Genomic DNA, 16,612 nt, shown 5'->3' on the forward strand with positions numbered 1-16,612 from the left:
GCCGATATTCCGGGAACGGCCCCGGGGAAACCGTCACACGCGCCATTTCGGCACCGTCATGCGATATCCGGAATCGAGGAGACGGGGCAGCCATTCACGCAGCGCGCGAACGGTCTGCGAACGGTCTCCCCCGGCGTCGTGGGAGAGCACCACGGCACCGGGGGCGGCCTCCGCCTCCACCCGGCGCACGATGGTCCTGACCCCCGGCAGCATCCAGTCGGTGGTGTCGACGGTCCAGCCCAGCGGTTCCATCCCCATCTCGGCGCCCAGCCGGAACACGGTCCGGTCCCAGGCGCCGAAGGGTGCCCGGAACCACTGCGGGCGCTCGCCGCAGGCGTCCTCGATGACGTCGCTGGTCCTTTTCATCTCGTCGCGGATCCTCCCGCGGCTGAGGGAGGTCAGCACCGGATGCGTCCAGGTGTGGTTGCCGACGACATGGCCGTCGTCGGCCATCCGGGCCACCAGTTCCCTGTGGCCGGCGACGCACTGGCCGCACACGAAGAACATGGCGCGTACGTCGTACCTGGCGAGGGTGTCCAGGACGTGCGGGGTGTACGCGGGGTCGGGTCCGTCGTCGAAGGTCAGCGTCATCCGCCGGCCGCGCCCCGGCATCCGCACGAGGGGTTCGGTGCGGACCCTCAGCCGGTGCGGCGCGGCCCGCGGCGGCCCGTACCCGGTGAGCGGCTGCAGCCGGAAGGCGGACGGTCCGGGCGCCTGGCGGGCCCGCGGGCCGGGGGCGGGCGGGGCGGCGGCCTCGGGGCTGTCCTCGGCGCCGCCCGCCAGGACGGCTCCGGCGGTACCCGCGGCCCCCAGCGCGGCGGCGCCGGCCAGGAGCATCCGGCGCCGCGTGAACAACTGGTCCTTCTGCATGACTCATCACTCGCCCACACACCGCTCCGGCGCACCGCAACGACACCGGTGCGGCGGCGGGAAGGCACCCGGACGGCCCAGCACGGATGGCCGGGCGCACGGACGGCGGCCGGGGCGCGCGGTTCAGCGGCGGCGCACCAGCGGGAACGGCAGGGTCTCCCGGATCGTCAGGCCGGTGAGGAACATCACCAGCCGGTCCACGCCGATGCCGAGCCCGCCGGTCGGGGGCATGGCGTACTCCAGGGCCTGCAGGAAGTCCTCGTCCAGCTCCATGGCCTCCGCATCGCCCCCGGCCGCCCGCAGCGACTGCTCGGTCAGCCGCCGGCGCTGCTCCACCGGGTCGGTCAACTCGGAGTAGGCGGTGCCGAGTTCGGTGCCGAAGGCGACGAGGTCCCAGCGCTCGGCGAGCCGCGGGTCGGCGCGGTGCTGCCGGGTCAGCGGGGAGACGTCGGTGGGGAAGTCCTTGTAGAAGGTGGGGGCGCCGGTGCGTTCCTCGACCAGCCGCTCGTACATCTCCAGGACGATGTCGCCGGGCCCGTCGTCGGCGGTGTACGGCACCCCGGCCCGGTCGCACAGCCGGTGCAGCCGCAGCAGTTCGGTGCCGGGGCCGATCTCCTCCCCCAGCACCTCGGAGATGGCGCCGTACACGGTCTTGACCGGCCACTGCCCGGACAGGTCGTACTCCTGCCCGTTCCTGCGGGCCACCGGGGCGCCGAAGGCGGCGGTCGCCGCGCCCTGGACCAGTTCGCGGGTGAGGTCGAGCATGACGTCGTAGTCGGCGTACGCCTGGTAGGCCTCCAGCATCGTGAACTCGGGGTTGTGCTTGTAGGAGACGCCCTCGTTGCGGAAGGTGCGGCCCAGTTCGAAGACCTTCTCCAGGCCGCCCACGCACAGCCGCTTCAGATACAGCTCGGGGGCGATGCGCAGGTACAGGTCGAGGTCGTAGGCGTTGATGTGGGTGGTGAAGGGGCGGGCGTTGGCGCCGCCGTGGATCCGTTGCAGCATCGGGGTCTCGACCTCGACGTAACCGCGGTCCAGCAGTCCCTGCCGCAGGGCCTGTACGGCGGCGGAGCGGGCCCGCAGCACGGCGCGGGCGGCGGGGCTGGTGGCCAGGTCGAGATAGCGGCGGCGCACCTTCGCCTCGGGGTCGGCGAGGCCCCGGCGCTTGTCGGGCAGCGGGCGCAGGCACTTGCCGGTGAGCTGCCAGGAGGCGGCGAAGACGGTGGGCTCGCCCTTGTCGCTCAGGCCCGAACGGCCGGTGACGGTGAGGTGGTCGCCGATGTCGCACACGGCGGTGAAGCGGTCGAGGGCGGCGCCGCAGCGGTCGCGGGCGAGGGCGATCTGGTGGTCGCCGGACCAGTCGCGCAGCACGGCGAAGACGATGCCGCCGAAGTCGCGGACCAGCATGAGCCGGCCGGCGACGGTGACGTCCGCGCCGGGGGGCACGTCGGCGAGGGCGTGGGTGGGGGCGGGGACGCCGACCGGATAGGGGTCGGTGCCGCCGGCGCGCAGCCGGTCGAGCTTGCGGTGCCGGACGCGGACCTGGTCGGGCAGGTCCGCCTGCGGTGCGGCGGGCCCGGCCGGCGCCCCCGCTTCGAGGCCGAGCGCCGCCAGGGACGGCAGGCCCTGGGTGGTGGCGGGACGCTGCCCGTTCCTCGGGCGCCCCTTTCCCCAGAGCTTGCGCAGCGACGGCACGGAGACGAAGCCTTCGGCGATGCCGGAGGCCAGGCCGATGCGGGCGAGGGCGGCGGCGTCGCCGTAGCAGAGGAACCGCGGATACCACTCCGGGTGGTACTTGGCGTTGGAGCGGTACAGGGCCTCCAGCTGCCACCAGCGGGAGAAGAACAGCAGCAGCCGGCGCCACAGCCGCAGCACGGGTCCGGCGCCGATGCGGGCGCCCTCCTCGAAGACCGACCGGAAGACCGCGAAGTTCAGCGAGATCCTGCGGATGCCCAGTTTCGGCGCGGCGGCGCACAGCTCGGCGACCATGAACTCCATGACCCCGTTGGGGGCCGCGCGGTCGCGGCGCATCAGGTCCAGGGAGATGCCGTCGCGGCCCCAGGGCACGAAGGACAGCAGGGCGAGGAGCCGGCCGTCCTCGCCGAGGGCCTCCACGAGCAGGCAGTCGCCGTCCGCGGGGTCGCCGAGCCGGTCCAGGGCCATGGAGAAGCCGCGCTCGGTCTCGGTGTCGCGCCAGGCGTCGGCCTTGTCGACGATCTCCTCCGCCTCCCGCTCGGTGAGGGTGGCGTGCCGGCGGATCCGGCAGGTGGCGCCGGTACGGCGGACGCGGTGCACGGCCTGCCGGGTGACCCGCATGTCCCGGCCGTCCAGATCGAAGGAGGCCACGTGCACGATCGCCTCGTCGCCGAGCTGCAGGGCGCCGAGCCCGGCGCGGGCGTAGGCGCGGGCGCCGTCCTCGGAGGCGCCCATCACCGCGGGCACCCAGGCGTAGCGGCGGGCGACGTCGAGCCAGGCGGCGATGGCGTGCGGCCAGGCCTCCGGGTCGCCGACGGGATCGCCGCTGGCGAGGCAGACGCCGGCCTCGACGCGATAGGTGACGGCGGCCTTGCCGCTGGGCGAGAAGACGACGGCCTTGTCGCGGCGGGTGGCGAAGTAGCCGAGGGAGTCCCGGTCGCCCCAGGCCGCGAGGAGGGCGCGGATGCGGGCCTCCTCGTCGCCGTGCAGGGCGGCTTCCAGGCGCTGGGAGCGGAACAGGGCGGCGGCGGCGTTCAGCAGGGCGAGGGCGCCGAGCAGGCCGAGCACGAAGGTGACCCGGCGGGGCGGGCGGCCCGCGAAGGAGCCGCTCGAGACCAGTCCGCCGCAGACCCGGTCGGCCGCCCAGGCCAGGTGCTGGCTCGCCGGCAGAGTGCCCGGGAACATCATGACGAGCGCCCAGCCCAGCAGGATGGCCACGACGAGGCCGCCCAGCAGCACGGCGAACGCCCGCCAGACGGCTCCGCGGCGGGAGGCGGCGTAGAACTCCCGGCGGGCCACGACGAGCAGGGCCAGCAGCAGACCGCACAGCACCAGCGACGGCAGTGACGCGGCGTACAGGCCGAGGCCCAGGCCGAGGGCGTCGGTGAGGACGACCAGGCCCAGATAGACGACGACCAGCCACCAGGCGACCTTCTTGCGGGCGGCGGTGGCGCCGCCGAGCAGGAACAGGAAGACGGCGTAGGCCAGGTTGGCGCTGATGGGCACCAGCACCAGGTCGAGGGCGCGGGCCACCGGGCGGAGCAGCCGGCGCAGCGGTTCGACGAGCGCGAGCAGGGCGCACAGCAGGCCGAGCGCCGCGAAGAGCGTCGCGAAGGCCTCGGGCACCCAGCCGAGGCGCCGGCCGGCGGGCGGGCGGGTCGAGGCCGTGACGTCCCTCCGTGCGGCGGGCTCCGCGCTGGCGGTCATGATTCCGACTGTAGGAAGGCGCCGCCCGCCTCGCCCGTCGAGACGGCACGGCGGCACGGCGGCACGGCGCGGGTGATACCGGCCCGGCGCGAGCGGCCCCGCGGCGCGCGGCCGGACCCTGCCCCGCACCGGCCACCCGCCGTGCACGGCCGGACCGTGCGCCGCACCGGCCGCACGCCGCGGGCGCGGTGCGCCGCGGGCGTCCGGTTCGGCCCTCGGGCGCCGCGCCGCTCAGCGGGAACCGCGTGTTCCGATAACCTCACGGCCGTGACGGAACAGCACTCGCACTCGCATTCGTACCAGTTCGAGCGGGGCACGGACGGGCCGAAGGTCATCGTCGTCGGCGTGGACGGCTCCGACTCCAGCCTGCGGGCCGCGGCGTACGCGGGCGGCCTCGCCCGGCGGCAGCACGCGCTGCTGGCCGTGGTGTACGTGCAGCCGGTGCTGGCGGCCGGAGCGGCGCTCGGGGCGCCGGTGGCGGAGACGACCGACGAGATCGCCGAGGACCTGGTCAGCTACATCCGGGAGGCGGCCGAGCGGGTCAAGGGGATATTCGAGGTGCGCTGGGAGTTCCACACCTTCCGCGGCGACCCCTACAGCGGGCTGGTGAAGGCGGCCGACGAGCTGAAGGCGGACGCGGTGGTCGTGGGCGCCTCCGAGCAGGCCGGGCACCGGTTCATCGGCTCGGTGGCGATCCGGCTGGTGAAGGCGGGGCGCTGGCCGGTGACCGTGGTGCCGTGACCTCCCGCGTCGCCCGCAGCAGCAGGGGCGGTGTCGCCAGGAGCAGGACGCCGGCCAGGGCGATGGCGGCGCGTGGGCCGGTGAGGCTCGCCAGCAGTCCCCACAGGGCCGTCAGGGCGGCCGTGGTGGCCTTGCCGGTGACCGACCAGGCGGACAGGGTGCGGGCGACCCGGTCGTCGGGGGTGCACTCCAGGCGGCGGGTGGCGTACACGGGGCTGTAGACGCCCGAGCAGGTGATCACCCCGAACTCCAGGACCATGACCAGCAGCAGGCCGGGCGGTCCGGACCGGACGAAGGCCAGCCCGAGCGGCCAGACGGCGCGCAGGGTGCCCGCGACGCGCAGCACCCGCAGCTGCCCGTGCCGGGCGACGAGCGGGCCGGCCAGCCGGGAGCCGAGGAGGCCGCCGAGGCAGGGCACGGCGAAGGCGAGGCCGTACTGCCAGGGGGCGAAGCCGAGCGGGCCGAGCATGAGGACGGCCAGCGGCGGCGCGGCGACCATGATCAGGGCGTTGGCCGCGAGGTTGTTGAAGAACAGCGGCCGCAGTTCGGGGCTGGTGAGGATGTGCCGCCAGCCGTCGGGCAGGTCGGCGGCGCGCAGGCACCGCCCGCCGGCGCCCTCGGGGCGGGGCTCACCGCCGCCGACGGCCCCGATGCCCAGGGCCGACAGCAGGAAGCTGACCGCGTTCGCCGCGACGGTCGCCACCGGGCCGAACAGGCCGATCGCGGCGCCGCCGAGGGGTGGCCCGAGGACGAGGGCGGTCCAGTTCGTGGACTCGAACCGGGAGTTCGCGGCGAGCAGCCGGCCGGCCGGCACGAGCGATTTGAGGAAGGCGCCGGAGGCGGCGTTGAAGGTGATGTCGGCCGCCGCGACGACGACGGACACCAGCAGCAGCTGGCCGAGGCCGAGCCCGCCGAGCGCGCAGGCGGCGGGGACGGTGAGCAGCGCGGCGAACCGGACGAGGTCCATCGCGATCATCACCGGGCGTTTGCGCCGGAACTCCACCCAGGGCCCGAGCGGGATCGCGGCCACGGCGCCCACCGCGGGCCCGGTCGCCGCGAGCAGCGCCACCTCGGCCGGGCCGGCGTGCAGTGCGATGACCGCGATCACCGAGAACGCGTCGAAGGCGAGGTAGGTGCCGAGCGCGCTCACCGCGTACGCTGCCCACAGCCACCCGAACCGCCGGCCCAGCGCCATGCACAACCTCCCGTTGACCCGGGACATGAAAACCCGCAGGTGGGCGCCGGATCAAACAACCGCCGGGAGGAATGGCACAACCGTTGGTTGTACCGTGACGCCGTGGATCTCAAGGCAGTGCGCACCTTCGTCGCCGTGGCCGACTCGGGACAGTTCCAGGAGGCCGCGGCGGTCTTGGCGATCACCCAGCAGGCCGTCTCCAAGCGGATCGGCGCGCTGGAGAAGGAGCTGGGCGTGCGCCTGTTCACCCGTACCGCCCGGGGCGCCGAGCTGACGGTCGACGGCCATGCCTTCCTGCCCCACGCCCGCGAGCTGCTGCTGGCCGAGGAGCGCGCGGCCGCCTCCGTACGGCTCGGGCGGCGCCCCCTGCGGGTCGATGTGATCGGCGCACGGCTCGCCCCGGCGGGGCTGCTGCGCGGCTTCCACGAGGCGCACCCGGACATCGCCCTGGACGTCGTCACGCTCTTCGACGTGGACTCGGCGCTCACCGCCCTGCGCTCGGGTGCGATCGACGCGTCCTTCCGGGCCGTGGTCATGCCGGGCAGACCGCTGCCCAGGGGCGTCGCTGCCGCGCCGGTGTACGACGAGCCGCTCCAGCTGCTCACCGGCCCGCGGCACGCCCTGGCCGGGCGGCGCTCGGTGTCGCCCGGGGAGCTGGCCGGGCACCGGATCTGGATGCCGGGCATCGTGGAGGGCACCGAGTGGGCCGCCTACTACGCGTGCCTCGCCGCCGAGTTCGGGCTCACCATCGACTCCTCGGGCCCGAACTTCACCGGGGCGGTGCAGGAGGCGGTCGCCGGTTCCGGCTCCCTGGCGACTCTCGTCAGCGAGCGGACCCGGCTGACCTGGCCGTCCGGCCACGATCTGCGCCGTATCCCGCTGCGCGACCCGACACCCGTCTACCCGCACTCCCTGCTGTGGGTCACCGCCAACCCGCACCCGGCGCTCCCCGCCCTGCGGGCCCATCTCACGGCCGGGCCGCCCGCCCGGCCCGAAGGCTGCACCTGGACGCCCGCCTGGGCCGTGCGTGGCGTCTTCCCTGCGCGGCGGCCCTGAGCCATCATGATCCGGCGTCAGCCGTTGCCGTCGGCGAAGAGGTGAGGGGCATGGCCAGGCTCCGCGCGGGTGAGGGCATTCTCCGGCGCAAACCCATCGAGGACACCGAGGTCGGCGAGGGCACCCGGCTGGACCGCTCGCTCGGCCTGTGGCAGCTCACCGCGATCGGCGTGGGCGGCATCATCGGCGCCGGCATCTTCACGCTGGCGGGCACGGTGGCCAACGGCACGGCGGGCCCCGCGGTGCTGGTGTCGTTCCTGATCGCCGGTGTGGCCAGCGCCTGCGCGGCGCTGTCGTACGCCGAGTTCGCCGGGCTGATCCCGAAGGCGGGGTCGGCGTACACCTACGGCTACGCGGTGCTCGGCGAGTTCGCGGGCTGGTTCATCGGCTGGGACCTGCTGCTGGAGTACACCGCGATCGTGGCGGTGGTGGCCATCGGCATCTCGGGCTACTTCGGCTTCCTGGTCGAGGAGATGGGCGCGAAGCTGCCCGCCTGGATGCTGGGCGCGCCCGGCACCGGCGCCGGGCACCGGGTCGATCTCTTCGCGGCGGTCCTGTGCCTGCTGATCGCCTGGCTGCTGAACCTGGGCATCCGCAGCGCGGCCCGCTTCGAGACCTTCGTGGTGGCGCTGAAGGTGCTGGTGGTGCTGCTGGTGATCGGCGTCGGCGTGTTCCACATCACCGCGTCGAACTACCACCCGTTCTTCCCGTTCGGCGTCAGCGGCGCGTTCACCGGCGCGGCGACCGTGTTCTTCGCGGTGTTCGGCTACGACGCCATGTCGACGGCGGCGGAGGAGTCCAGGGACGCCCAGCGGCACATGCCGAAGGCGATCATCTACTCGCTGGTGATCTCGATGGTGCTGTACGTGGCGGCCTGCCTGGTGCTGACGGGCATGCAGCAGTACAAGCACATCGACCCGGAGAGCGGCTTCTCCTCGGCGTTCAAGGCGGTGGGTCTGCACGGGCTCGCGGACGTGATCGCGGTCGGCGCGATCATCGGCATCCTCACGGTGATGTTCACGTTCATGCTCGGCGTGACCCGGGTGTGGTTCTCCATGTCCCGCGACGGTCTGCTGCCCCGGTGGTTCGCCAAGACGCACCCGACGCGGCACGTGCCGACCCGGGTGACCTGGATCGTCGGGGTCGCCTCGGCCGCCATCGCCGGGTTCGTGCCGATCGGCTCGGCGGCGGAGCTGACGAACATCGGCATCCTGCTGGCGTTCGTGGTCGTGTGCGCGGCGGTGATCGTGCTGCGCTACCGGCGCCCGGAGCTGCCGCGCACCTTCCGCACGCCCGGAATGCCCGTCGTACCGGCGCTGGGGTGCGTCTTCTCGGTCTGGCTGATCACGTTCCTGCACTGGCAGACCTGGGTGCGGTTCGCGGTGTGGTTCGTGATCGGGTGCCTGATCTACTTCGGCTACTCCTACAAGCGCTCGGTGCTGGCCCAGGAGCGGCCCGCCGAATGACGGGACGGGGGCCGGCGGCGCCGTCGCGGACCGTTCGTCCGACCGTTCGCCGACCCGATCGACCGTCCGTCGCTCCGGCGGCCCCGCGCCCTGTCCCCCGGCCGCTCCCCGCGCTGCCATACGGCCATGACGGCCGTAACCCCCCTCACCCGCCAGGCGGCGGCACCGCCCCACGGGACGACGACCGCCGAGCACGAACTGGCCGCGCTCCAGCGCGAGCACGGCGGACCGCTGTTCGCCCTGCTGCTCCGGCTCTGCGACGGCGACCGGCAGCGGGCCGAGGACCTCGTCCAGGAGACCCTGGTGCGCGCCTGGCAGCATCCGGAGGCGCTGCACGCCGAGAACTTCGACTCCGTACGGCCCTGGCTGCTGACGGTCGCCCGGCGGCTCGCCATCGACGCCCGGCGGGCCCGGCAGGCCCGGCCGCCGGAGACCGGCGCCGAGCTTCCCGAGACCGCGCGGGTGACCGCCGATCACGCCGAGCGGGCCGCCGCGATGCTCGATGTGCGCCGGGCTGTGAAGACGCTCACGCCGGAGCACCGTGACGTCCTCGTACTCGTGTATTTCCTCGGTGCCAGTGTGGCGGAAGCGGCGCAGACCCTGGGCGTGCCACCCGGTACCGTGAAGTCCCGCGCGTACTACGCGCTGCGCGCGCTGCGCCGGGTCCTTCCGGATTATGCGGCCGACCTGCACTGAAACCGGAACCGAAGCAAAGCCTTCGCAAAGCGCCTTGCTGCACCCCCCGTTGGGGCAATGGGCTGTCCTCATCCGCGTTCCCGGGCGGGCCGGGGCTGCGATCCCGGCGGGGCCCGGCGACGAGGGCACGTACCGGAGGAAGGGCAGGAAGGGATGCAGCACAGAGGGCACGAGAGCACGGACGGCACCGACGGCGGTGAACTGACCGTCCCCATGGCCTGGTTGTACGCCGAGTACATCGCCGACGAGCTGCTGCGCACCGGCGATCTGATGCCGCCGACCTCCTTCGAGTTCCGGGCCGGCCGGGACGCGCTGGCGCTGACCGTCTTCCTGTCCGACACCGACGGCGAGCTGTCCGGCATCCGGGTGATCTCCCAGCTGGAGACCTGGCTGTCGCTGACCGCCTACGACCAGCCGTGGCGGGACTGGGTGCGTGCGCGCATGACCGAGCTGACCGAGCAGGCCGAGCGGTCCGGCACCCGCTCCCCCGACCTGGCCCTCGCCGCGGACGCCTGGCGCTGGCTGGAGGAGACCGAGCTGCTCGCCCCGGACCTGGACGCGGTGCCGGGCGGCGGCGCGGCGGCCGGCGAGGACGAGGGGCCGAAGGTGTGGACGCCCGCCTGGCGGCTCGGGCTGCCCCTCGGGCACCTCGCCATCCATCTGTTCTGACCGCTCGCCGCGGTCCCTGCGAAGTTTTCCGGAATCCGACCAATCCGCGTGCCGCGCGGCTCCGAATCTCTCATCCGGGATTCTGTGGGTGGCTTGAGTGATTCGGCTGTCGGCTGCGTACGGGTGGGTGCACGCAGTAACCCCACCCGCACCCATCGGCACGAGGATTCGGCATGAGGTCCCTGGAAAGGCATCGCGACGTCGGCGCGTACGCGCTCGGCGTGCTGGACGAGGCGGAGGCCTTCCGCTTCGAGGACCACCTCATGGAGTGCCCTCGGTGCGCGGCACAGGTGACCGAATTCGGGCCGGCCACACGGCAGTTGATGCTGTACCGGCGCGCCACGCCGCGCTTCGTGCACCCCATGGCACAGCCCGGTCCCCGGTTGCTGGACCGGCTGCTCGGCGAGGTCGCGCACCGGCACCGGGCGCGCCGCAGGCGCCTGCTGTACGGCCTGGCCGCCTCCGTGGTGCTGGCCGTGGCCGGTCCGGGAATCGTCGCCTTCACCGGCCACGCGGGGCACGCCGCGCACGTCACCGCGGCGACGGACGCGCGGACCGGGGTGTGGGCCGAGGTCACCGCCGACGACGGCGACTCCGGCAGCCGGCTGCTGCTGAAGGTCAAGGACGGCACCGGTCCGCACGCCTGCCGGCTCGTGGTCGTCGGCCGCGACGGCTCCGAGGAGACCGCCGGCACCTGGATGGAACCCGGCCGCGGCGCGGGCACCTTCACCACGCTCGGGTCCTCCACGATGCACCCCGACCAGATCGCCCGCTACGACGTGCTCACCATGGACGGACAGCGGCTCGTGTCCGTCGGTGCGGGCCGGTGACTACTTCAGCAGCCGGGACAGTCTGCGGTCCGCCAGGGGCTTGCCGCCCGTCTGGCAGGTGGGGCAGTACTGCAGCGAGGAGTCGCTGAAGGAGACCTCGCGGATGGTGTCACCGCACACCGGGCAGGGCTCGCCGGTGCGGCCGTGGACCCTCAGGCCGCTCTTCTTCTCCGCCTTCAGCCGCCCGGCGGCCACTCCCCGGGAGCGCTCGACCGCCTCGCCGAGCGTCGAGCGCAGCGCCTCGTGGAGCCGGTGCGTCTCCTCCGGAGTCAGGGAGGCGGCGAGCTTGAACGGGGACATCCTCGCGGCGTGCAGGATCTCGTCGCTGTAGGCGTTGCCGACGCCCGCGATCAGGGACTGGTCGCGCAGGGCGCCCTTGAGCTGCCGTCGCTCGTCCTTGAGCAGGGCGGCGAGCCGGTCCTCGTCGAAGTCGGCGGCGAGCGGGTCCGGGCCGAGGCGGGCGATGCCCTCGACCTCGCGCGGATCGCGGACGACGTACACCGCGAGGCGTTTCTGGGTGCCGGCCTCGGTCAGGTCGAAGCCCTCGCCGGTCTCCAGCGCCACGCGCAGCGCGAGCGGCCCCTTGCCGGGTCTGGGCGGGCCGGAGGGCAGCCGGTCCTTCCACCGCAGCCAGCCGGCCCGGGCCAGATGGGTCACCAGGTGCAGCCCGCTGTCCGCGGCGAGGTCCAGGAACTTGCCGTGCCGCCGCACGGCCGTCACCTCGCCGCCCTCGAAGGCGGTGACCGGAGGGTCGTACGTCTTCAGGACGCTGACGGCGACCGGCAGCACCCGCGCCACCCGGCGGCCGACCAGGTGCTCGGTGAGGAAGTCCTTGAGCGCTTCTACCTCGGGCAGTTCCGGCATACGTCCAGAGTGCCATCCGGCACGGACACCGCCCCGGCGGTGACGCGCGTCAGCCGTCCCGGCGGAACTCGCACCACACCGCCTTGCCGCCGCCCCGGGCCTCCACGCCCCACCCGTCGGCGAGCATGTCCACCAGCAGCAGGCCCCGGCCGGAGACGCCGTCCTCGCCCGGCTCGCGGCGGCGCGGCAGGGCGCTGGAGGAGTCCTCGACCTCGATGCGCAGTCTGCGCCCGCGGTCCAGGGCGCGCAGGGTCACGATGGCGGAGCCCTCGGTGTGCATCAGCGCGTTGGTGATCAGCTCGTCGGCGACCAGTTCGATCTCGTCGGCGCGGTCGCGGTAGCCCCAGGAGCGGACCGCGGCGCGGATCAGGTGCCGGGCCCGGGTGAGGGCCTCGGAGTCGCCCGGCGCCACGTGCTGCTGGAGCCGGCCGCCGGCCGGCGGGGCCTCCGGGGTGCGCCGGCGCAGCAGGAGCAGCGCCACGTCGTCGTCGCCGCCCCGCTCCTCGGCCCGCTGGATCAGCAGGTCGGCGAGGGCGCGCACGTCCTCGGGGCCGGCCGCGACGAGTGCCGCCAGGCGGCGCATGCCGTCGTCGAGGTCGGCGCCGGGCTGTTCGACCATCCCGTCGGTGCACAGCACCAGGGTGTGGCCGGGGTCGAGTTCGAGGGTGGAGACGGGGTACTCCAGCCGGCCGAACTCGGCGGACAGGCCGAGCGGCAGCCCGCCCTCGACCGGGATCCGCGAGCAGTCGCCGTCGCCGTGCCGGATCAGCGGGTCGAGGTGCCCGGCACGGACCGCCTGGACGACTCCGGTGGCCAGGTCGGCCTCGGCGTACAGGCAGGTGGCGAAGCGGTCGGTGTCGAGTTCGTGCAGGAAGACGGAGGCGCGGGCCATCACGGTGGCCGGGGTGTGACCCTCGGCGGCGTAGGCGCGCAGCACGATGCGCAGCTGGCCCATGACGGCCGCCGCGTGGGTGTCGTGGCCCTGGACGTCGCCGATGACCGCGCCGACCCGGCCGCCGGGCAGCGGGACCAGGTCGTACCAGTCGCCGCCGATGTGCCGGCCCGCGGCGGCCGACCGGTAGCGGACGGCGACGTCGGCGCCGCGGACGCCGGGAATGGTGCGCGGCAGCATCGCCTGCTGCAGGCCCTGCGCGAGGTCCTTCTCCTGTTCGTAGAGCATGGCCCCCTGCAGGCTCTGCGCGACGCTGCTGCTGAACGCGACCAGGACGGCGCGCTCCTCGGGGGAGAAGCCGCGCCGGTCGCTGTAGAGCAGTCCCATCGCGCCGATCGGGCGGGCCTGGGCGATCAGCGGCAGATAGGCGGCCGAGGTGACCCGCAGGTCGGTGAGGTGCGGCCAGAGGATGGGGTAGCAGTCGGCGAACTCCTCCGGGGACTCGATGAACCGCGGCATCAGCGTGCGCACGACCTCGCTCATCGGGTACGGCTCGTCGATCCGGGTGAGCTGGGTGCCGGGCACGGACGCGTCGACGGGGCCCTCGGCGACCAGCCGGATGCGGCCGGCCTCCACCAGCCCCATCACGAGACTGGCCGCACCGAGATGGCGGATGCCGCGGGTGTCCTTGAGCGCGTCGATGACGTCCTGGACGCTGCGGGCGTGGGCGAGGGCGGCGGAGACGGCCTGGACGACGTTCGTCTGCTGGCGGAACGCCTCGTCCTGGGCGGCGCGCGCGCTGCGTGCCTCGCTCTCGGCGAGTTCCTCGGTGGCGTCCCGCACGATGCCGACGACCCGGCGCGGGCGGCCGGTGTCGTCCCGGCGGATGTAGCCCTGGGTGTGGGTCCAGCGGAGGGTGCCGTCGCGGCAGCGGATGCGGAAGTAGCCGCCGTAGTTCTCCCTGCCGTCCTTGATGGCCTGGGACACCATGGCGTCCACCCGGGCTGCCTCGGGCGGCGGCACCCGGGCGGCGAGGGACTCGGGGTGTTCGTCGTACTCCCCGGGCATCAGGTCGAACACCTCGTGCGCCTGGGCGTCCATGTGGAACAGGCCCGTGTCCAGGTCCCAGTCGAAGCTGCCCATGCGGTTGAGCGCCAGGATCGGATCCGGGTGGGCGGGCCAGCCTTCCGGGAGTGACACGGCGCTCGCTCCCCGAACTGCCATGCGCCCACCTTGCCAGCATTCATCCGATTCTTCGACCTGTTCGGCCCGGTGGGATCGGTGGGATCCCGGCTCCGGGCGGACCGGCTCGCCGGCGGCTCAGCCGTCGGGGGCGCGGGCCGTGGCACCGCCGTCCGCAGCGCCCGGGACCGCTCCCGGAGGCGGGTGCGGCGTGCCGGCCGGGACGGGAACCGCGCCGCCGCCCGGTGGGGCCGAGGTGTACGGCGGTGCGGCGCCCGGCATGTCGGGGCCGTCGTCGGGCGGGGCGGTGGCCCAGGCGGGCGCCGGCACGATCCGGTCGCGGCGCACGTCGTGGCCGATCCGCCGTTCGATCCAGGTCCGGGTGTCGGCGCCGGCGAGCGTGAGGCGGGTGACGGGCCGGGGCGCGGCGGTCACCGCCATCACCTGGCTCGGCCGGTACGCGGACCAGGCGCTGCCCCGGGCCCCGAAGCCGGTGCCGGCCCGTGCGGGCGGCGTCAGCGGGTTGCCGCAGGCGCAGCGCACGCGGGGCAGGCCCCGGTCGTCGACGAGGACGGCGGTGCCGGCCTGGAGCACGGCCTGGTAGCCGGTCTCCTTTCCGGCGCGGTAGCCGTGGTCGGTGACCCGGGTGTCGGCGCGCAGCACGACCGGGGTGAGGCCGCGCAGATAGCCGCGCAGGCCGCTCTCGGCGACGCCGGCCACCCGGGCGAAGGCGGCGCCCTTGGCGCGGTCCGCCGTCAGATAGGCGATCTGCCGCTCGACGTCACAGCCGGAGACGCCTGCCGTGCCGCCGTAGAGACCGGGCGTCGCGCCGGACACGACCCGCACCGCGCGCAGGGGCACGGCGACCAGTGCGGCGGGCAGGGCCGGCGCGGAGGAGGAGGCGCCGGGCGGCCCGGTGGCGGCGGGCTCGGCGCTGCTCGCGGCGGGGGTCACCGGCCGGGGTGCCGTCGGCGTCGTGACCGTGGAACCGGTGAACGGGTCGGGCCCCTGCGCAGCGGCGGGCAGGAGGTAGACCTCCTCGCCCATCCGGGCCTCCTTGACACCGTGGCCGGCGCAGCCGGCGACGAGGAACGCCACCGAGAGCGCGCAGGCCGTGACGATGGATCCGGCGGATATCCGCACCGTACACTCCGCATCACTGTGGGTGATTTCTCTCCATTGTCTGCATCGCTCCCGTCCGGCTGGCAACTCGGCAGCGGGTCGGCGGATCATGAGGGGCCGGCACCGGGGGCCGGCCGTGACGAAGGGCACGCAGCAGCCGTGAACTGGTTCACCGCTCCCGACTACTGGCTGAGCCGGCTGGTCTTCCAGCGGGCTCTGGCCGCCGTGTACCTGGTGGCGTTCCTGACCGCGGCCCGGCAGTTCCGGGCGCTGCTGGGCGAGCGCGGCATGCTGCCGATCCCGCGGTTCGTGTCCCGGGTGCCCTTCAGAAGCGCCCCGAGCCTGTTCCACCTGCACTACTCCGACCGCTTCTTCGCCGCCTGCGCCTGGGGCGGCTGCGGGGTGTCGGCGGCGCTGCTCGCCGGCGCGGACTCAGCTCTGCCGCTGTGGGCGGGGATCCTGCTGTGGCTGGTGCCGTGGGCGCTGTATCTGTCGATCGTGAACGTGGGCCAGACGTGGTACGCGTTCGGCTGGGAGTCGCTGCTGCTGGAGACGGGCTTCCTGGCCGCGTTCCTCGGCAACGGCGAGGTGGCGCCGCCGGTCGTGGTGCTGTTCCTGCTGCGCTGGATCCTGTTCCGGGTGGAGTTCGGCGCGGGACTGATCAAGCTGCGCGGCGACGCGTGCTGGCGGAAGCTGACCTGCCTGTACTACCACCATGAGACCCAGCCCATGCCGGGCCCGCTGAGCTGGTTCTTCCACCATCTGCCGAAGCCGCTGCACCGGGTGGAGGTGGCCGCCAACCACGTCACCCAACTCGTCGTGCCGGTGCTGCTGTTCACCCCGCAGCCGGTCGCGTCGGCCGCCGCCGCGCTGATGATCGTCACCCAGTTGTGGCTGGTGCTCTCCGGCAACTTCTCCTGGCTGAACTGGATCACCATCGTGCTGGCGCTGTCGGCGCTGCAGATTCCGGCGTCCGCGCCGTCCGTGCCGGCGGCGCCGCTGTGGTACGAGGTCCTGGTGCTCGCGGTCGGCGCGCTGCTGCTCTTCCTGAGCTACCACCCGGTGGTCAACATGGTCTCCCGGCGCCAGGTCATGAACCGCTCCTTCGACCCGCTGCACCTGGTGAACACCTACGGCGCGTTCGGCAGCGTCAGCCGGGTCCGCTACGAGGTGGTGGTCGAGGGCACCCTCGACGAGGTGCCGCGGGAGGACTCCGACTGGCGGGAGTACGAGTTCCGGGGCAAGCCCGGGGACACCCGGCGCTGGCCGCGCCAGTTCGCGCCGTACCATCTGCGCCTGGACTGGCTGATGTGGTTCGCGGCGCTGTCCCCGGCCTATGCCGGCGAATGGTTCGGCGGGCTGGTGGAACGCCTGCTGGAGAACGACCGTGACACCCTGCGGCTGCTGCGCCGCTGCCCCTTCCCGCCGGACACCCCGCCCCGCTTCGTCCGGGCCCGCCTGTTCCGCTACCGCTTCACCGGCTGGCGGGAGCTGCGGGAGACCGGCGCCTGCTGGGAGCGGACGTATGTGCGCGACTATCTGCGCCCGACGAGGCTGGCGACGCAGGCGCAGCCCAGGCCGTAACGGAGCCGGCCCGTGGCCAGGCGCATGACGGGGACACATCAAC

At 73.9% G+C, this 16,612-nt stretch carries 13 protein-coding genes; 7 read left to right on the top strand and 6 right to left on the bottom strand.

Going from position 1 to position 16,612, the window contains the following annotated elements:
- Positions 1-33: 33 nt before the first annotated feature.
- Together OG956_RS03885 and lysX are read right to left on the bottom strand one after the other, a co-directional pair.
- Positions 34-870, bottom strand: a complete 837-nt coding sequence (locus tag OG956_RS03885) for a polysaccharide deacetylase family protein (protein ID WP_330336507.1) — start codon at positions 868-870, stop codon at positions 34-36.
- Between the two features lie 123 nt (positions 871-993).
- Entirely contained in the window at positions 994-4,272 is a 3,279-nt protein-coding gene (gene lysX / locus OG956_RS03890) for a bifunctional lysylphosphatidylglycerol synthetase/lysine--tRNA ligase LysX (RefSeq protein WP_330336508.1), read from the bottom strand.
- A 267-nt stretch (positions 4,273-4,539) separates the two neighbouring features.
- On the opposite strand from lysX, the gene OG956_RS03895 reads away from it, so the two are divergent.
- Positions 4,540-5,013 (top strand): universal stress protein, encoded by a 474-nt coding sequence (locus OG956_RS03895; protein WP_330336509.1) that lies wholly within the window; start codon positions 4,540-4,542, stop codon positions 5,011-5,013.
- On the opposite strand, the gene OG956_RS03900 is transcribed toward OG956_RS03895, so the two are convergent.
- The gene (locus OG956_RS03900; RefSeq protein ID WP_330336510.1) at positions 4,949-6,208 is read right to left on the bottom strand and encodes an MFS transporter; all 1,260 of its coding nucleotides are present in this window, start codon (positions 6,206-6,208) and stop codon (positions 4,949-4,951) included. The two genes, OG956_RS03895 and OG956_RS03900, sit on opposite strands and share 65 nt — an antisense overlap.
- Before the next feature lie 102 nt (positions 6,209-6,310).
- Between OG956_RS03900 and OG956_RS03905 the strand changes: the two genes are divergently transcribed.
- The 5 genes from OG956_RS03905 (at position 6,311) to OG956_RS03925 (ending at position 10,925) form a co-directional block, all read left to right on the top strand.
- On the top strand, positions 6,311-7,264 hold the full coding sequence (locus tag OG956_RS03905; RefSeq protein ID WP_330336511.1) for a LysR family transcriptional regulator: 954 nt from the start codon (positions 6,311-6,313) through the stop codon (positions 7,262-7,264).
- Positions 7,265-7,314: 50 nt separating this feature from the next.
- Complete coding sequence (locus OG956_RS03910) at positions 7,315-8,730, top strand: amino acid permease (protein WP_330336512.1); 1,416 nt, start codon at positions 7,315-7,317, stop codon at positions 8,728-8,730.
- A gap of 126 nt (positions 8,731-8,856) precedes the next feature.
- Complete coding sequence (locus OG956_RS03915; protein ID WP_330336513.1) at positions 8,857-9,426, top strand: sigma-70 family RNA polymerase sigma factor; 570 nt, start codon at positions 8,857-8,859, stop codon at positions 9,424-9,426.
- Between the two features lie 153 nt (positions 9,427-9,579).
- On the top strand, positions 9,580-10,095 hold the full coding sequence (locus OG956_RS03920; protein WP_330336514.1) for a hypothetical protein: 516 nt from the start codon (positions 9,580-9,582) through the stop codon (positions 10,093-10,095).
- Between the two features lie 173 nt (positions 10,096-10,268).
- Positions 10,269-10,925 (top strand): zf-HC2 domain-containing protein, encoded by a 657-nt coding sequence (locus OG956_RS03925; protein WP_330336515.1) that lies wholly within the window; start codon positions 10,269-10,271, stop codon positions 10,923-10,925.
- Here the strand turns inward: OG956_RS03925 and OG956_RS03930 are convergent, their stop codons facing one another.
- The 3 genes from OG956_RS03930 to OG956_RS03940 all read right to left on the bottom strand — a co-directional run bounded on the left by OG956_RS03930 (position 10,926) and on the right by OG956_RS03940 (position 15,006).
- The gene (locus tag OG956_RS03930; protein ID WP_330336516.1) at positions 10,926-11,789 is read right to left on the bottom strand and encodes an Fpg/Nei family DNA glycosylase; all 864 of its coding nucleotides are present in this window, start codon (positions 11,787-11,789) and stop codon (positions 10,926-10,928) included.
- Between the two features lie 49 nt (positions 11,790-11,838).
- Positions 11,839-13,905, bottom strand: coding sequence for a SpoIIE family protein phosphatase (locus OG956_RS03935; protein WP_330336517.1), 2,067 nt, complete (start codon positions 13,903-13,905; stop codon positions 11,839-11,841).
- Positions 13,906-14,001: 96 nt separating this feature from the next.
- Positions 14,002-15,006: a DUF6777 domain-containing protein gene (locus OG956_RS03940; RefSeq protein WP_330336518.1), complete on the bottom strand. Its 1,005-nt coding sequence runs from the start codon at positions 15,004-15,006 to the stop codon at positions 14,002-14,004.
- 138 nt (positions 15,007-15,144) lie between these two features.
- On the opposite strand from OG956_RS03940, the gene OG956_RS03945 reads away from it, so the two are divergent.
- Entirely contained in the window at positions 15,145-16,569 is a 1,425-nt protein-coding gene (locus OG956_RS03945) for a lipase maturation factor family protein (RefSeq protein ID WP_330336519.1), read from the top strand.
- Positions 16,570-16,612: the final 43 nt, after the last annotated feature.

Origin of the sequence: Streptomyces sp. NBC_00557 (assembly GCF_036345995.1) — a bacterium.
In the GTDB taxonomy this organism is placed as follows: domain Bacteria; phylum Actinomycetota; class Actinomycetes; order Streptomycetales; family Streptomycetaceae; genus Streptomyces.